The sequence below is a fragment of the Amnibacterium endophyticum genome, from assembly GCF_042680685.1.
Lineage (GTDB): Bacteria > Actinomycetota > Actinomycetes > Actinomycetales > Microbacteriaceae > Amnibacterium > Amnibacterium endophyticum.
In genome coordinates, this window is sequence record NZ_JBHUEA010000003.1 from 45,429 (window position 1) to 61,029 (window position 15,601).

A 15,601-nucleotide genomic window follows, 5' to 3' on the forward strand; every position below is an offset into this window, starting at 1 on the left:
CCGTTCACGACGGATGCTCAGACGGACCCGTCCGGACGGCGGCTGCGTCGCGTCATCCGCGGGCGGCGGCGCGCTCGCCGGACGCCACGACGGAGGCGAGGCCGGTGCCCGCGGTCCAGGCGCCGGCGACCGTCAGCCCGTCCGGCAGCGCGGCCCGGTCGAGCGCGCGGCGGATCGCGATCGTCTCCGCCGCGAGCGCCGGTGCGGGGTCTCGCCAGACGACGTCGGCCCGTGCGCGGATCCCGCCGACCGGCACGCCGAGCAGCTTCGCGAGGTCCCGGCGGACGACGGCGTCGTCGGGGGCGGAGGGGCCGCGGTACGCCACCCGGAGCACGTGCCGGTGCGGGGGCAGCCGGCCGGCGAGCCAGGCCCACTTCGCGGTGGCGTGCGTCACCGCGACCGCCTGCACGTCGGTCCGCTCCGGTGCTACGAGCACCCCCGTGCCGCGGGGGGCCGCGTCGAGCCGGCCGTCGTCCGCGACGAGCAGCACCGCGGTGCTCACGGCCGGCTCCGGGCGGGGCATCGCGCTGACGCCGTGCGCCGCGTCGGCCAGCAGGTCGAGCGCCGCGCCGCCGTCGGCCGCGAGCACCACGCGGTGGGCCCACAGGTCCTCCTGCGCGGTCACCACCTGGAAGCCGGGCCCGTGGGGCGCCGGATGGATCCCGAGCACCGGGGTGCCGAGGCGCACGTCCGCGGCGGCGAGGGAGGCGGCGAGCGCCTCCACCAGCCGGTGGACCCCGCCGACGAGGCCCTGCGCCGCCGCCCCCGGGGGCGCGGCGGCCCGCAGCCGCAGCACGGCGGCGCTCAGCGCGCCGGTGTTCGTGATCGCCGCGTTCAGGCCGGGGGCGATGGCGTCGACCGGGGCGTCGTCCGGGTGCACGCCGTAGACCCCCTGGACGACCGGCGTCACGAGGCGGTCGAGCACGCGGCGGCCCATCCGCCGACGCACGAGCGGCCCGAGGTGCTCGTAGCGCCCGACCTTCAGCAGGGGCACCACCCGGTCGGCGTAGGCGCGCAACGAGCCTCCCGTGCCCACGACCCGGGCGACGTCGGTGGCGAGGGGGGACGACGGGATGCCGAGCAGCCCGCCGGCCGGCAGCGGCACCTCCCGGTCGGCGAGCGCCACCCAGGCGGAGCCGGTCGGGTCCACGACGTCGGCGCCGAGCCCCAGGTCGTCGACGAGGGCGCGCACCGCGCCGCCGCGGACGGCGAAGCTCTCCGCGCCCGAGTCGAGGCGGACGCCGCCCAGCTCGACGGAGTGCACCCGGCCGCCGAGCCGGTCCGACGCCTCGAGCAGCACGACCCGCTCGCCCTGCTGCAGCAGGCGGCGTGCGGCGACCAGGCCGGCGACGCCGCCGCCGACGACCACGGCGGTCACGGCAGGTCGTGGGCCCACTCGACGATGCGGGTGAGCACGCCGGGGTCCGTCTCCGGCGGCACGCCGTGGCCCAGGTTCAGGACGTGCGCGGGCGCCGCCCGGCCCGCGTCGACGACGGCCTCGAGGTGCGCGCGCAGCACCGGCCACGGCGCAGCGAGCAGCGCGGGGTCGATGTTGCCCTGCACGGGTACGCCGCCCCCGAGCAGCGCGGAGGCCTCGTCGAGGGGCAGCCGGTGGTCGACGCCGACGACGTCGGCGCCGGCGTCGCGCATCGCGGGCAGCAGCAGCGCCGTCCCGACGCCGAAGTGCACCTTGGGCACCCCCTGCACGGCCGCGAGCACGGCGGAGGACGCGGGCAGGACCGCCGCGCGGTAGTCCGCCTCCGGCAGGGAGCCGGCCCAGGAGTCGAACAGCTGCACCGCACGCGCACCGCCGCGCACCTGCGCCGCGAGGAAGGCGCCGGAGATCCGGGCGAGGTACCCCGTCAGCGCCCGCCAGGCGTCGGGGTCGGCGTGCAGCATCGTGCGGGCCCGCAGTTGGTCCTTCGACGGGCCGCCCTCGACGACGTAGCTGGCGAGGGTGAAGGGGGCGCCGGCGAACCCGATCAGGGGCACGTCGCCCAGCTGCGCCACCGTGGCGGCGACCGCCGCCTCGATCGGGGCGAGCGCGTCGTCCGTCAGCTCGTGCGCGACGAGGTCGGCGAGGTCGGCGGCGTCGCGCACCGGGCGCGCGAAGACCGGCCCGCGCCCCGGCACGATCTCCACGTCGACCCCGGCGAGCCTCAGCGGGACCACGATGTCGCTGAAGAAGATCGCCGCGTCCACCCCGTGGCGGCGCACCGGCTGCAGCGTGATCTCCGCGGCCAGATCGGGCGTCAGGCAGGCGTCGAGCATCGCCGTGCCCGCGCGGCTCGCCCGGTACTCCGGCAGCGAGCGGCCCGCCTGCCGCATGAACCAGACCGGCTGCGTCGCGGGGCGCACCCCGGCGTAGGCGTCGAGCAGCGGAGTCGAGGGCACGGGCCCCGATCCTGCCATCCCGCCGCCCGGCGACCCGCGCCCGTGCGCGGACCCGCACCCGCCGCCCGGCGGTGCACGCCCTGCTCCGGACGCGCGCCGAGCGGTCGACCGGATGGGAATCCTCATAGCCGGGGTGAGGCCGCCCTCAGCCGGGCGACCCCCAGGGGGCGCGTAACATCTCCTGCCGTGCTGACCGCCCTGACCGCCGACTACCGCGCGGCCGGGTTCGAGGTGCTGGAGCGGCTCGCCACCGTCACGCCGGAGGGGTTCGCGCGCTTCACCGCGCAGCAGCCGGGCGTCCGCGGCGGGGTGCTGCTCGCGACCTGCAACCGCTTCGAGGCCTACCTGGACGTCGACGACGACTCCGGCGCGGCCGCGGCGCTGCAGGGCTTCGCGGAGGCGCAGTCGGGCCAGGCGCTCGACGGCGTGCTCACCGCGCGCGCCGGCACCGAGGTCGCCGGCCACCTGTTCGCGGTCTCGAGCGGGCTCGAGTCGCTGGTGGTCGGGGAGGCGGAGATCGCGGGCCAGGTGTCCCGGGCCCTCGAGGCGGCACGGGCGCAGGGCTCCACCACCCCGGACCTCGAGCGGCTGTTCCAGCGCGCGTCGCGCACCAGCAGCGCCGTGCAGGAGCGCACGCGCGTCGGGGCCGCGGGACGCAGCATCGTGCGCCTCGCGCTCGACCTGGCCGGCAGCCGGATCACCGACTGGCGCGGCGTCCGCGTGCTGCTGATCGGCACCGGCACCTACGCCGGCGCGACGCTGGCGGCGCTGCGCGACCGCGGGGTCGAGGAGATCGCCGTGTACTCGCCGAGCGACCGGGCGAAGCGCTTCGCGAGCCGCGAGGGCGTCGTCGCGGTGCCGCGCGACGAGCTGCCGCGCCGGCTCGGCGAGGCGGACCTGGTCATCGCCTGCAGCATCGCGACGACGCCGATCCTCGCCGCGCATCACCTGGTCGGCGCCCGCGCCCGCGTCGCGCACCCCGATCGCCAGCTGGTCGTGGACCTCGGGCTGCCGAGGAACATCGACCCCGACGTGGCCGAGCTGCCGGAGGTGGACCTGCTCGACCTCGAGACGATCGGACTCCACGCGCCGCTGCCCGAGCTGCAGGCCACGGACGAGGCCCGCGCCCTGATCGAGCAGGCGGTCCTCGACTACCGGGCGGACCAGCAGGCGACGGCCGTGACCCCGGCCGTCGTGGCGTACCGCTCCCACGTGTTCGAGCTGGTGGAGCAGGAGATCGACCGGCTGCGGCGCCGCGGCGAGGCGACCGAGTCGGTCGAACGCGCCATGCGGCACCTCGCCTCGGTGCTCGTGCACACGCCGTCCGCCCGGGCGCGGGAGCTCGCCACGCAGGGACGCGCGGACGAGTTCAGCGCCGCGGTGCAGGCGCTCTTCGGGCTCGAGACGGCCGCCCCGTCGGCGCTGGAGCGCGACGAGCCGCTCGCGGGCTGATCCCGGCTCGGGAGTCGCCATGGATCTCCCGGGACACCCCGCCGGTGGTCGTCCGCACCGCCGCGCTTGCCTATGGTTTCCAGGGTGAGCTACCGCGTCGTCATCCCCCGTTCCATCCCCTTCGCGGATGCGAACCGGGTGCAGCAGGCGGTGTGGAAGCGCGGCTACAGCACCCGTCTCGCCGGCCGGGACACGACGGACCCGAAGCGCCAGATCGTGGAGTTCCTCCGCCTCGTCGACGAGCTGCCCGACCCGGGCGAGGTCGGCGGCCTCGCGAACGACCTCGAGTCGGTGCTCTCCTCGAAGCGCGTCGACTCCGACTTCGCCGGCACCGGCGCCTGGCTCGAGACGGTGCAGAACCGGGCGCCGCGCCGGCGCGCGACGGCGAGCTGATCGCCCGCGACGGCCGGATCGTCGCCCTCAGCGCCAGATTGCGCCGCGCGCTCGGCGCCATCCGGCGCTGAGCGCGCATCTCGCAGCGCGGCCGGTCCGCCTGCCGCGCGGCGCGAGGGCGTCAGTGCACGTACTCGAGGATGCCGATCCCGATCGTGCGCATCGCCTGCAGCACGCTGAGGCGGCGCATGTGCACGCTGTCGTCGAACTCGACCGTCACCGTGTAGGCGACCGCCGCCCGCGGGCCGCGGAGCACGCCCGCCTCGCTGCGGACGCCCCGGGCGCTGCCGGTCTTGTTCAGCAGGCTCAGCCCGTGGTCGCTGCGGACGTGCGACAGGGGGTCGAGCGCGAACGAGGACGCGACCATCGACAGGTCGGCGTTCAGCGCCAGCCAGTCCCCGACGCGCGACGACACCGACCGGCTCACGGCCTCGCCGCGCGCGATGCGGGCGAAGAGCGTCGTCAGCTCCGCCGCCGAGCCCACGGACAGGTTCGGCGCGTCGTCCGGCCCGCGGCGGTCCCGCATCCGGTCGAGCAGCGCGGTGCGCTTCAGCCCGAGCGCCTCGCCGCGCGCCCGCACGGCCTCGAGCCCGACCGCGCGCAGCAGCACGTTGAACGCCAGGTTGTCGCCGGTGGCCGCGACGAGGGCGGCGAGGTCGGTGAGCGGCAGGCTCGGCGCGTGCAGGTACTGCCAGACGCCCGCGCCGGACACGAGGTCCTCGGGCAGGCGGTCGAGCAGGTCGAAGCGGCTGTTGCTCTGCTCGTCCAGCCGGGCCGCGACCTCGAGGAGCAGCAGCGTCTTGCCGATGCCGGCGGTCGGCAGCACCACGTGGTCGTCGACGGAGAACAGCGCCGTCCCCGACAGCAGGTCGATGACCCGGGCGGACACCTGGGCGCCGTCGAGCGCCAGGTGCGCGAGCGCGGTGAAGCCGTCGGTGAAGTCGGCACGCACCGGTTCGCCCCGGTGCCGGGCGCCCTCGTCGCCGCTCCGCTGCCGCGCCCTCCGCGAGGGCTCCGGCGGAGCGGCGGTCACCAGATCGCGACCCGCTTCGTCGGATCGAGCCACAGGTCGTCCGTCTCGGTGAGCCCGAACGCCGTCGCGAACTCGTCCAGGTTGCGGACGATCTGGTTGCAGCGGAACTCGGGCGGGGAGTGGGGGTCGATGGTCAGCAGGCGCTTCGCCTCCGCGGGGCGCCGCTTCTCGCGCCAGACGGCGGCCCAGGAGAGGAAGAAGCGCTGGGCGCCGGTCGTGCCGTCGATCACGGGCGGCTCCGCGCCCTCGAGCGAGAGCACGTAGGCGCGCCAGGCGATCGCGAGGCCGCCGAGGTCGCCGATGTTCTCGCCGATCGTCAGCGCGCCGTTGACGTGGTCGGTCAGCCCCTCGGGCACCAGCGCGTCGTACTGCGCGATCAGCGCCTTCGTCCGCTGCTCGAACGCCGCGCGGTCCTCGTCGGTCCACCAGTTCTCGAGGCGCCCGGCGCCGTCGAACTGCGAGCCCTGGTCGTCGAAGCCGTGGCCGATCTCGTGCCCGATCACGGCGCCGATGCCGCCGTAGTTCGCCGCGTCGTCCCGGTCGGGGTCGAAGAACGGGGGCTGGAGGATCGCGGCCGGGAAGACGATCTCGTTCATGCCCGGGTTGTAGTAGGCGTTCACGGTCTGCGGCGTCATGAACCACTCGTCGCGGTCGACGGGCCGGCCGATCTTGCCGAGCTCGCGGTCGAACTCGAACGCGCTCGAGCGCTGCACGTTGCCGACGAGGTCATCGGCCCGCACCTCGAGGGCGCCGTAGTCGCGCCAGACGGCCGGATAGCCGATCTTCGGGGTGAAGCGGCCCAGCTTGTCGAGGGCTCGGGCCCGCGTCGCGTCGCCCATCCAGGCGAGGCCCGTGATGGAGGCCCGGTAGGCCGCGACCAGGTTCGCGACCAGCACGTCCATCCGCACCTTCGCCACCGGCGGGAAGTGGCGCTCGACGTACAGGCGGCCGATCGCCTCGCCCATCGCGCCCTCGGCGAGCGCGACCCCGCGCTTCCAGCGCGCCCGCAGCTGCTCGGTCCCCGACAGCGCGGTACCGGTGAAGGCGAAGTGCGCCGAGACGAAGTCGCCGGCCAGGTAGGGGGCCAGCGGGCGGATCACCCGCATCGCGAGCCAGTCGCGCCAGGCGTCGAGCCGGTCGTGGGTGAGCAGGCCGAGGACGCCGGAGACGAACGAGGGCTCGCGCACGACGACCGTCTCGAGCGCGCCCGCCGGGGCGTTCAGCCCGCCGGCCCACGCGTCGAGCAGCACGCCCTGCTCCCCCGCCGACGCCGTCAGCTCGGCCCACCGCATCGGGTTGTAGGTCGCCTGCACGTCGCGAGTCGCCACCGCGTCCCAGTGCGTCCCCGCGATCTCGGTCTCGAGCGCGAGCACCCGGTCCGCGCGGGCCTCCCCGTCCGCGAGCCCGGCGAGCTCGTACATCCGCACGAGGAACGCGCGGTACGCGTCGCGGTGGCCCGCGAAGTCGTCCTCGCGGTAGTAGCGCTCGTCGGGCAGGCCGAGCCCGCCCTGCTCGAGGAACACGAGGTAGCGGTCCGGGTCGCCCGGGTCGTTGTCGACGAACAGCCGGAAGAGGCTGCCGCCCCCGCGGCGCTCGAGCGCGCCGAGCGTCGCGAGCACCTCGGCGATCGACCCGGTCTGCGCGACCAGTGCGAGCGGCTCCTCGAGCGGCGCGGCGCCGAGCGCCTCGACGGCGTCCTCGTCCATGAACGAGGCGTAGAGGTCGCCGACCTTCCGCGCCTCGGTGCCTGGCTCGGCGCCCCGCGCCTCCTCGACGATGGCGCGCACCGCGACCTCGGCCTCGTCGACCAGGTCGAGGAAGGCCCCCGAGCGCGCGCGGTCGGCGGGGATCTCCGCGGATTCGAGCCAGGGCCCGTTCACGCTGCGGTACAGGTCGTCCTGGACGCGCACGGATCCAAGGGCTTCGGGTTCGGCCACCCGCGGAGTCTAGGAGCGGGACCCCCTCGGACGCGGGGCGGCTCGCGGGATTCCCGGGCGTCTCGGAAGCGGTGCCGCACCGCGCAGCCGGGGGGAGGTTCAGAGCGGTCGGATGCGGCCGTGCTTGCCTGGGCCGCATGGCCGCGACCACCGTCGTCCCCCGCATCGAGGTGCTCGGGGAGACGCTGACCCTCGGCGGCATCGTGACGGCGGCGGTCGTCCTCGTGATCGCGATCGCGGCGGCCGCGGTGCTACGCGGGCTGATCCTCCGGCGGTCGCGGCAGGAGGGCACGGCCCACCCGTCGACCTGGTACACGCTGTCGCGGCTCACCACCTACACGGTGCTGGTCGCCGGCGTGCTGCTCGCCGTGTCGGCGCTCGGGGTGCCGCTCGGCCGCTTCGCGGTGCTGTTCGGCGCGCTCGGCGTCGGGATCGGCTTCGGCCTGCAGCCGCTCTTCGCGAACTTCATCGCCGGCATCGTGCTGCTGCTCGACCGGTCCCTCAAGGTGGGCGACTTCGTCGAGCTGGAGTCGGGCACGGCGGGCGAGGTGCGGGAAATCGCGCTGCGGGCGACGACGATCGTCACGAACGACAATCTCGACATCCTCGTGCCGAACGCCGAGTTCGTCTCCGGCCGCGTCGTCAACTGGACCCACCGCGACGTGCGGCGCCGCCTGCGGGTGCCGTTCGGCGTCGCGTACGACGCCGACAAGGAGGCGGTGAAGGCGGCGGCGCTCGAGGCCGCTGCCGCCGTGCCGTTCACCCTCGATCAGGACGGCCCGCTCGGGCCGCAGGTGTGGCTGAGCGGCTTCGGCGACAGCGCGCTGGAGTTCGAGCTGGTCGTGTGGCTGGACGCCGGGGCGACGCGGCGGCCCGTCGCGGTGACGGCCGCCTACAACTGGGCGCTGCACACCGCGCTGCAGCGCCACGGCCTCGAGATCCCCTTCCCGCAGCGGGACCTGCACGTGCGCTCCCTGTTCGGGCTGACCGGCGAGGAGGCGCGGGCGGCGCTGCGGCTCGAGGAGCCCGAGCGCGAGCGCCGGGAGGCCGGTGGCGCGCCGGCCGAGGCCCGCAACGACGCCGTCGACGACGTCGCCGGCCGCACCGGGTACACGCCGGAGCGGGCGGACGGCGAGGAGGGTCGCGGCACGGACGGCTCTCCGGCCTCGTAGGCTCACCCCCCGTGCGACTCGTGGTGGCGGAGTGCTCGGTCGACTACGCGGGGCGCCTGTCGGCGCACCTGCCGCCCGCGCGGCGGGTGCTGATGCTGAAGGCGGACGGCAGCGTGCTCGTGCACGCCGACGGCGGCTCGTACAAGCCGCTGAACTGGATGAGCCCGCCCTGCTCCCTCACCGAGGAGGAGCCGGACGAGGACCAGGCCGCCGCGGGCGTGCGGCACGTCTGGCGCGTGCGGCACGCGAAGACGGACGACCAGCTGATCATCCGCATCCACGACCTCGTGATCGACGAGGACGTCGAGCTCGGCGTCGACCCGGGGCTCGTCAAGGACGGCGTCGAGGCCGACCTGCAGCGGCTGCTCGCCGAGCAGATCGACCTGCTCGGCGACGGGCACTCGCTGGTGCGCCGCGAGCACATGACGGCGATCGGCCCGGTCGACATCCTCGCCCGGGACGCGGGCGGCGCCGCGGTCGCGGTGGAGATCAAGCGCCGGGGCGAGATCGACGGCGTCGAGCAGCTGACCCGGTACCTCGAGCTGATGAACCGCGACCCGCACCTCGCCCCGGTGTCGGGCGTCTTCGCGGCGCAGGAGATCAAGCCGCAGGCCCGGACGCTCGCCGAGGACCGCGGCATCCGCTGCCTCGTGCTCGACTACGACGCGATGCGGGGCATCGAGGGCGGGCCGGCGCGGCTGTTCTAGCGGCCGGCCGGACGGGTCGATCAGGTCAGACGGGACGGACCGGGCGGGACGCGCCGCCGCCCGCGGCGAGTCGCATCAGGTCGCTGTCGAGGCGGATCTCGTCGCCGCCGCCCGCGGCGCCGCCGAACACCCGGTTGTACCGGCCGCCCGAGTCGCGCATCGCGTCCTTGACCCCGGCGGCGACGAGGACCACCAGCTCCTTCGCCGCGCGGTCGACGCGGTCCGCGAGCGCCGTCGTGCCCCAGTCCTCGCTCGAGGCGAACACGCTCGTGGGGGTGGTGAGGGTCCTGAGATAGGCGAAGAGGGACCGCAGCGACTCGTCGGCGACGAGGGCGTGCCGGGCGGTGCCCGCGGTGGCGGCGAGCAGCGTCGGCACCGCGATCAGGAGGTCCTGGTCCACCACGTCGAAGAACGACTTGACCAGCCCGCTGACGCCCGCCTTGTAGACGGGGGTCGCGACGATCAGCGCGTCCGCGTCGCCCAGGCGCTCGATCGCCTCGGCGAGCGCGCCGGCGGGGAAGCCGGCGGCCTGGGCGTCGGCGATGTCGCCGGCGAGCGGCCGCAGCTCGATCACCGAGGTGGTGACCTCGAGACCGCGCTCCACGGCGGCGTCGATCACGCCTCCGGCGAGCCGGTCGGCGAGCATGCGGGTGGAGGACGGGTCGGACGTGCCGCCGGAGACGATGACGAGTCTCATGGCCGGGTTCCCTTCGAGGATTCGGTGGGCGCGAGCAGCGCGCACAGGTCGCGCAGCTGCCGCTGCTGGTCGGGGGTGAGCGCGCGCATGCGCTCCTCGACGCTGCGGGCGTGCTTGCCGCCCGTGCGCCGCTGGAGGTCCGCGCCCGCGTCGGTGAGCTCGACGAGCACGCCGCGGCGGTCGGCCGGGTCGGTGCTGCGGGTCACGAGGCCGCGCTGCTCGAGGCGCTCGAGCAGCCGGGACAGGGCCGGCTGGCTCAGCAGCACCGCGCCGGTCAGCTCCTGCTGGCGCAGCGCGCAGCCCGCCCGCTTGAGGGCGTAGAGGACGTCGTACTCGTTGAGGGACACCTCGTCCCACATGCGCTCGGAGTCGAAGGCGCGCATCATCGCCGCCTGCGCGTGCAGCAGCGCCTCCCACGACTCGTTCGCGAGCCGGACGTCCCTCGCCTCCATCAGGCCGCGACGGTGTCCTGGTAGGGCGAGCCGCCGGTGACGTTGTCGCCGCGGTTCGCGTTCGGGCGCGGCTGCCGGGGCTCGGCGTCGCCGTACTTCGCCCGCACGAGCGACGCGTGGGTCGGGGCGTCGGGCACGCCCGCGGGGCGGAGCGCGTCGAGCTCGCGGCGGAGCACCGGCACGACCTCGCCGCCCAGCAGCTCCAGCTGGTCGAGGACCACGGGCAGCGGCAGGCCGGCGTGGTCGATCAGGAACAGCTGCCGCTGGTAGTCGCCGAAGGACTCGCGGAAGGTCAGCGTCTTGTCGATGACCTCCTGCACGCTGCCGACCGAGAGCGGGGTCTGCTCGGCGAAGTCCTCCATGCGCGGGCCGTGCCCGTACACGGGCGCCTCGTCGAAGTAGGGCCGGAACGCGGCCTTCGCCTCCTGCGAGGTGCGGCCGATGAAGGCCTGCCCGCCGAGGCCCACGATCGCCTGCTCGGGCGTCCCGTGCCCGTAGTGCGCGTACCGCTGCCGGTAGAAGGCGATGAGCCGCTGGTAGTGCTGCGTCGGCCAGAAGATGTGGTTGGCGAAGAACCCGTCGCCGTAGTACGCGGCCTGCTCGGCGATCTCCGGGGTGCGGATCGAGCCGTGCCAGACGAAGGGCGGCACGTCGTCCAGCGGCCGCGGCGTGGAGGTGAAGCCCTGCAGCGGGGTGCGGAAGCGTCCCTCCCAGTCGACGACGTCCTCCCGCCACAGGCGGTGCAGCAGGTTGTAGTGCTCGAGCGCGAGCGGCAGGGACTGGCGGATGTCCTGCCCGAACCAGGGGTAGACGGGCGCCGTGTTGCCGCGGCCGAGCATCAGGTCCATCCGGCCGCCCGAGACGTGCTGCAGCATCGCGTAGTCCTCGGCGATGCGCACCGGGTCGTTGGTCGTGATGAGCGTCGTGGAGGTCGTGACCACGAGGCGCTCGGTGCTCGCGGCGACCGCGGCGAGCAGCGTCGTGGGGCTCGAGGACATGAAGGGCGGGTTGTGGTGCTCGCCGAAGGCGAAGACGTCGAGGCCCACCTCCTCGGTCTTCTTCGCGATCGCGAGCACGGCGCGGATCCGCTCCGCCTCGCTGGGGGTCTGGCCGGACACCGGGTCGCGCGTCACGTCGCCGACCGAGAACACGCCGAACTGCATCTCGTTCCTCCTCGCTGACCGGGGCCACCGGCCCCGAACTCCATGCAGGAGCATACAACTGCATGCAGACGCATCTATTCCGACGCGTCGGGGCCGACCCGTAGCGTGGGAGGACGCACCGATCGGAGACCGCCATGCCCGTCCAGCACACCGTCGTATTCCGCCTGCGCCACGAGCCCGGCTCCACCGCCGAGGCGGCCTTCCTCGACCACGCGCAGCGCGTGCTCGCCGCGATCGACGGGGTGGAGGACTTCCGCGTCGCCCGGCAGGTGAGCCCGAAGAGCGACCTCGCGTGGCAGTTCTCGATGCGGTTCGCCGACGACTCGGCCTACGCCGCGTACGACGCCTCCGCCCCGCACCGCCGGTTCGTCGACGAGCGGTGGGCGACCGAGGTCGAGGCGTTCCAGGAGTACGACTTCGAGGAGCGCTGAGCCCGGCTCAGCCCTGCGGCTCCGCCCGCGGGGTCCGCGTCGCGCCCGCTGCCCCACGATCGGACGGCAGCCGGAGCGCCGCGCGCCGGCCGACGAGCCAGACGGTGGCGGCGAACCCGCTGAGCACCGCGCCGGCGAGCGTCACCGCCGTCCAGCCGCCGAGGGCCCAGAGCACGGAGGCGAGTCCGGAGCCGATCGCGCCGAACACGAAGTTGTTCGCCACGAAGGCGGTGTTGATGCGGCTGCGCGCGGCGGGGTCGAGCTGGAAGAGGCGCGACTGCACCGAGATGTTGTGGCCCTGGATCGCGACGTCGAGCACCAGCACCGCGACGACGACCCCGACGACCGATCGGCTGCCGATCCCGGCGACGACGAAGGCGACCAGCACGAGGACCCACGCCACGCCGATGGCCGGCAGCCCGAGCCCGCGGTCGGAGAGCCGGCCCGCGCGCTGCGCGGTGATCGCCCCCGCGAGCCCGACGAGGCCGAACAGCCCGATCGTCGCGACGCCGAAGGAGAAGGGCGGGGCGCTCAGCAGGAAGGTGAGGGCGGTCCAGAACATCGTGAACACCCCGAAGGACGTGCCGCCGAGCACCAGGCTGAAGCGGACCGTCGGCCGCTCCCGGACGATGCCGAAGACCGAGCCGAGCAGGGCGGGGTACGCCAGGCGGGTGCGCGGCGCGAGGTCGGGGATCGCCCGGCGCAGCAGCAGCGCCAGCACGACCGCGAGCACCGCCGCGGCCGCGTAGACCGCGCGCCAGCCGAGCGCCGCCGCGACCAGGCCGCTGATCGTGCGGGACAGCAGGATGCCGACGAGGATCCCGGACACGACCGTGCCCACGACCCTCCCCCGCTCCCCGTCGCCGGCGAGGTCGCCCGCGAGCGGCGCGATGATCTGCCCGGCGACGGTCGTGATCCCGACGAGCGCGAGCGCGGCCAGCAGCACCGGGAACGTCGGTGCCAGCGCGGCCGCGACCAGCGCGACAGCGACCGCGACCAGCGCCGCGGGCACGAGCCGCCTGCGGTCCAGCACGTCGCCGAGCGGCACGAGCAGCAGCACGCCGAGGGCGTAGCCCAGCTGCGTCGCGGTGACGAGCCAGCCCGCGGCAGCGGTGCTCGTGCGGAGGTCGCGGGCGATGAAGTCGAGCAGCGGCTGCGCCCAGTAGAGGTTGCCGACGGCCGCCCCGCCCGCGACCGCGAGCAGCAGCACCAGGGGACGGCTCATCGATCCCGTCGCCTGCTGCGAGCCCTGGTGCACCCCGGCTGCAACGCGGGCACGGCGCAGCTCTTCCGCGCCGGGACCGGTCGGCGGTCCCGACGGGCTCGACCGGAGGGGGTCACCCTCAGGTCGAGCCCGTCGAGACCGGAGCGGCTCAGGCCGCCATCGGGCCGTAGCGGCGAGCGCCCTTCACGTCGAACCGGTCGAGCATCATGACCTTGTCCCAGGCGCGGACGAAGTCGGCGACGAACCGGCGCTGCCCGTCGCTGCCCGCGTAGGCGTCGACGGCGGAGCGCAGCTGCGCGTTCGAGCCGAACACGAGATCGGCGCGGGTGGCGGTGAACCGCTCCTCGCCGGTCGACTGGCTCCTCGCCCGGAACGTCATCTCCGTGTCGTCGGTGCGCGTCCAGAGCAGGTCGGTGTCGGTCAGGTTCACGAACCAGTCGGTCGACAGCACGCCGACGCGGTCCGTCAGCAGCCCGGTGTCGGACCCGTCCGCGTTCGCGCCGAGGACCCGGAGCCCGCCGGTCAGCACCGTCCACTCGGGCGCGGTCAGCGTCATCAGGTTCGCCCGGTCGAGGAACACCTGCTCCGGCGCGACCCCGGGGGCCAGCTGCCGGTAGTCGTCCGCGACGAAGTTGCGGAACCCGTCGGCGATCGGGCGCAGCCACTCGAACATCTCGACGTCGGTCAGCTCCTGCGTCGTGTCGACGCGACCCGGCGTGAAGGGCACGGTCGTCGGCACGCCCGCGTCGCGAGCGGCCTGCTCCACCGCGGCGCAGCCGCCGAGGACGATCAGGTCGGCGAGCGAGATCCGCTTGCCGCCGCTCGCGTCCCGCTCGAAGTCCGCCTTGACGCCGCGCAGCGCCTCGATCACGGGGACCGTGCGGCGGTTGACCGCCCAGTCCTTCTGCGGCGCGAGGGCGAGGCGTCCGCCGTTCGCCCCGCCGCGCTTGTCGCTGTCGCGGTAGGTGGAGGCCGACGAGTACGCCGTGAACACGAGGTCGGAGACGGACACGCCGGTCTTCAGCACGGCCTCCTTCAGCGCGTCGACGTCGAACTCGTCGATCGGCGCGCCCTCGGGCTCGGGCAGCGGGTCCTGCCAGAGCAGCCCGTCCTCGATCGTCGCCTCCGGGCCGAGGTAGCGGTGCTTCGGGCCCATGTCGCGGTGCGTCAGCTTGTACCAGGCCTTCGAGAACGCCAGCGTGAAGGCGTCGAAGTCCTCGAGGAACTTCTCGCACACCTTCCGGTACTCCGGGTCGACTTTGAAGGCCACGTCCGAGGTCATCATCATCAGCGGGTTCATCTGCCCGGGCACGTGCGCGTCGGGCGTCTTCGGCGCGTCCGGGTCGGTCGGCGTCCACTGGATGGAGCCCGCCGGGCTCTTCGTCTGCTCCCACTCGTAGCGGAACAGGTTCTCCAGGTAGGTGTTGTCCCACCGCACCGGGTTCGGGGTCCAGCTGCCCTCGATGCCGTTCGTCATCGTGTCCTTGCCGGCGCCCGTGCCCTGCGGGTTGTGCCAGCCGAGGCCCATCTGCTCGATCGGCGCGATCTCCGGCGGCGCGCCGATCTTCGCGGCCGCCACCATGCCGTGGCTCTTGCCGAACGCGTGGCCGCCGGCGACCAGCGCGACGGTCTCCTCGTCGTTCATCGCCATCCGCGTGAAGGTGACGCGGATGTCCCGCGCGGAGCCCATCGGGTCGCCGCTCTGGTACGGCCCCTCCGGGTTGACGTAGATCAGCGCCTGGTGGGAGGCCGCCAGCGGGCTCTGCAGGTCGTAGCCCTGCTCGCCGTTCTTCCCGCGCCACCGCTCGTCGCGGTTCACCATGTCGTCGTAGCTCTTCACGTCGTGCGGGTTCCAGACCTCCGGCCCCCACCAGGTGCCGTCGTCCGGCTCCCAGGCGTCGAGCCGGCCGCCGGCGAAGCCGTACGTCGGCAGGCCCATCAGCTCCAGGGCGCAGGTGCCGGTCAGCACCATGAGGTCCGCCCAGGACAGCGCGTTGCCGTACTTGTGCTTCAGCGGCTGCAGCAGGCGACGGGACTTGTCGGTGTTGCCGTTGTCCCACCAGCTGCTGATCGGCGCGAACCGCTGCATGGCGGTGCCCGCACCGCCGCGGCCGTCCGCGATGCGGTAGGTGCCGGCGGCGTGCCAGGCCATGCGGATCATCTGCGGCCCGTAGTTGCCGTAGTCCGAGGGCCACCAGTCGACCGACGTGGTCAGGAACTGCTTGATGTCGGCCTTCAGCGCTTCCAGGTCGATCGTCGCGAAGGCGGCCGCGTAGTCGAAGTCGGCGCCCAGCGGATCGGCGTCGAGCCCGTTGCGGTGCAGCAGCTCGACCCGCAGGCGCTGCGGGTACCAGGCCTCGAGCGACGGCGGCTGCCCGAACGCGCCACCGACCCGGTCGCCCCCCGCCGGGAGGTCGCCCTCCATGTGATGCGTGCTCGTGTCGGTCCGATCGGTCATGTCGCTCCTCCGGTTCTCGCGTGATCGCCCCACGGTGCGACGCTCGGCCCTGAGCGATCACCCGACTCGGCGCGCTCCGTGTTCGAT

The 15,601-nt window shown here is 74.4% G+C and carries 14 protein-coding genes; 5 read left to right on the forward strand and 9 right to left on the reverse strand.

The genetic code is table 11. The features are described from left to right. Window positions 1-52: 52 nt before the first annotated feature. On the reverse strand, window positions 53-1,378 hold the full coding sequence (locus tag ACFSBI_RS02735) for a protoporphyrinogen/coproporphyrinogen oxidase (RefSeq protein WP_377931794.1): 1,326 nt from the start codon (window positions 1,376-1,378) through the stop codon (window positions 53-55). After that, the gene (gene hemE / locus ACFSBI_RS02740) at window positions 1,375-2,412 is read right to left on the reverse strand and encodes a uroporphyrinogen decarboxylase (protein ID WP_377931796.1); all 1,038 of its coding nucleotides are present in this window, start codon (window positions 2,410-2,412) and stop codon (window positions 1,375-1,377) included. The genes ACFSBI_RS02735 and hemE overlap by 4 nt, the downstream gene beginning before the upstream one ends. Before the next feature lie 168 nt (window positions 2,413-2,580). Between hemE and ACFSBI_RS02745 the strand changes: the two genes are divergently transcribed. After that, a complete protein-coding gene (locus tag ACFSBI_RS02745) occupies window positions 2,581-3,846 on the forward strand; it encodes a glutamyl-tRNA reductase (protein WP_377931798.1) in 1,266 nt (421 codons plus the stop codon). Between the two features lie 84 nt (window positions 3,847-3,930). Next, window positions 3,931-4,239, forward strand: a complete 309-nt coding sequence (locus ACFSBI_RS02750; protein ID WP_377931800.1) for a hypothetical protein — start codon at window positions 3,931-3,933, stop codon at window positions 4,237-4,239. A gap of 121 nt (window positions 4,240-4,360) precedes the next feature. Here the strand turns inward: ACFSBI_RS02750 and ACFSBI_RS02755 are convergent, their stop codons facing one another. Next, window positions 4,361-5,191, reverse strand: coding sequence for a serine hydrolase (locus tag ACFSBI_RS02755; RefSeq protein ID WP_377931802.1), 831 nt, complete (start codon window positions 5,189-5,191; stop codon window positions 4,361-4,363). Window positions 5,192-5,268: 77 nt separating this feature from the next. Next, window positions 5,269-7,209, reverse strand: coding sequence for a M13 family metallopeptidase (locus ACFSBI_RS02760; protein WP_377931804.1), 1,941 nt, complete (start codon window positions 7,207-7,209; stop codon window positions 5,269-5,271). Between the two features lie 137 nt (window positions 7,210-7,346). On the opposite strand from ACFSBI_RS02760, the gene ACFSBI_RS02765 reads away from it, so the two are divergent. Together ACFSBI_RS02765 and nucS are read left to right on the forward strand one after the other, a co-directional pair. Further along, on the forward strand, window positions 7,347-8,381 hold the full coding sequence (locus ACFSBI_RS02765) for a mechanosensitive ion channel family protein (protein ID WP_377931806.1): 1,035 nt from the start codon (window positions 7,347-7,349) through the stop codon (window positions 8,379-8,381). 11 nt (window positions 8,382-8,392) lie between these two features. Beyond that, the gene (nucS, locus tag ACFSBI_RS02770; protein ID WP_377931808.1) at window positions 8,393-9,088 is read left to right on the forward strand and encodes an endonuclease NucS; all 696 of its coding nucleotides are present in this window, start codon (window positions 8,393-8,395) and stop codon (window positions 9,086-9,088) included. 25 nt (window positions 9,089-9,113) lie between these two features. On the opposite strand, the gene ACFSBI_RS02775 is transcribed toward nucS, so the two are convergent. Genes ACFSBI_RS02775 through ACFSBI_RS02785 form a run of 3 tightly spaced genes read right to left on the reverse strand, consistent with a single transcriptional unit; the run spans window position 9,114 to window position 11,400 of the window. After that, window positions 9,114-9,785: a CE1759 family FMN reductase gene (locus ACFSBI_RS02775; RefSeq protein WP_377931810.1), complete on the reverse strand. Its 672-nt coding sequence runs from the start codon at window positions 9,783-9,785 to the stop codon at window positions 9,114-9,116. After that, the gene (locus tag ACFSBI_RS02780; RefSeq protein ID WP_377931812.1) at window positions 9,782-10,237 is read right to left on the reverse strand and encodes a MarR family winged helix-turn-helix transcriptional regulator; all 456 of its coding nucleotides are present in this window, start codon (window positions 10,235-10,237) and stop codon (window positions 9,782-9,784) included. Before ACFSBI_RS02780 ends, ACFSBI_RS02775 begins: the two co-directional genes overlap by 4 nt. After that, window positions 10,237-11,400, reverse strand: coding sequence for an LLM class flavin-dependent oxidoreductase (locus ACFSBI_RS02785; RefSeq protein WP_377931814.1), 1,164 nt, complete (start codon window positions 11,398-11,400; stop codon window positions 10,237-10,239). Before ACFSBI_RS02785 ends, ACFSBI_RS02780 begins: the two co-directional genes overlap by 1 nt. A gap of 134 nt (window positions 11,401-11,534) precedes the next feature. Between ACFSBI_RS02785 and ACFSBI_RS02790 the strand changes: the two genes are divergently transcribed. Beyond that, complete coding sequence (locus ACFSBI_RS02790; RefSeq protein WP_377931815.1) at window positions 11,535-11,831, forward strand: Dabb family protein; 297 nt, start codon at window positions 11,535-11,537, stop codon at window positions 11,829-11,831. Window positions 11,832-11,838: 7 nt separating this feature from the next. Here ACFSBI_RS02790 and ACFSBI_RS02795 read toward each other — a convergent pair whose 3' ends face one another. Beyond that, entirely contained in the window at window positions 11,839-13,056 is a 1,218-nt protein-coding gene (locus tag ACFSBI_RS02795; RefSeq protein ID WP_377931817.1) for an MFS transporter, read from the reverse strand. A 148-nt stretch (window positions 13,057-13,204) separates the two neighbouring features. Continuing rightward, window positions 13,205-15,514 (reverse strand): catalase/peroxidase HPI, encoded by a 2,310-nt coding sequence (gene katG, locus ACFSBI_RS02800; RefSeq protein WP_377931819.1) that lies wholly within the window; start codon window positions 15,512-15,514, stop codon window positions 13,205-13,207. Between the last annotated feature and the right edge of the window lie 87 nt (window positions 15,515-15,601).

Bases quoted from the DNA above. Each gene is read 5' to 3' on its own strand.
- hemE (WP_377931796.1), bottom strand. From the start codon at position 2,412: ATGGCAGGATCGGGGCCCGTGCCCTCGACTCCGCTGCTCGACGCCTAC.
- ACFSBI_RS02765 (WP_377931806.1), top strand. From the start codon at position 7,347: ATGGCCGCGACCACCGTCGTCCCCCGCATCGAGGTGCTCGGGGAGACG.
- ACFSBI_RS02775 (WP_377931810.1), bottom strand. From the start codon at position 9,785: ATGAGACTCGTCATCGTCTCCGGCGGCACGTCCGACCCGTCCTCCACC.
- ACFSBI_RS02780 (WP_377931812.1), bottom strand. From the start codon at position 10,237: ATGGAGGCGAGGGACGTCCGGCTCGCGAACGAGTCGTGGGAGGCGCTG.
- ACFSBI_RS02785 (WP_377931814.1), bottom strand. From the start codon at position 11,400: ATGCAGTTCGGCGTGTTCTCGGTCGGCGACGTGACGCGCGACCCGGTG.
- ACFSBI_RS02790 (WP_377931815.1), top strand. From the start codon at position 11,535: ATGCCCGTCCAGCACACCGTCGTATTCCGCCTGCGCCACGAGCCCGGC.
- ACFSBI_RS02795 (WP_377931817.1), bottom strand. From the start codon at position 13,056: ATGAGCCGTCCCCTGGTGCTGCTGCTCGCGGTCGCGGGCGGGGCGGCC.
- katG (WP_377931819.1), bottom strand. From the start codon at position 15,514: ATGACCGATCGGACCGACACGAGCACGCATCACATGGAGGGCGACCTC.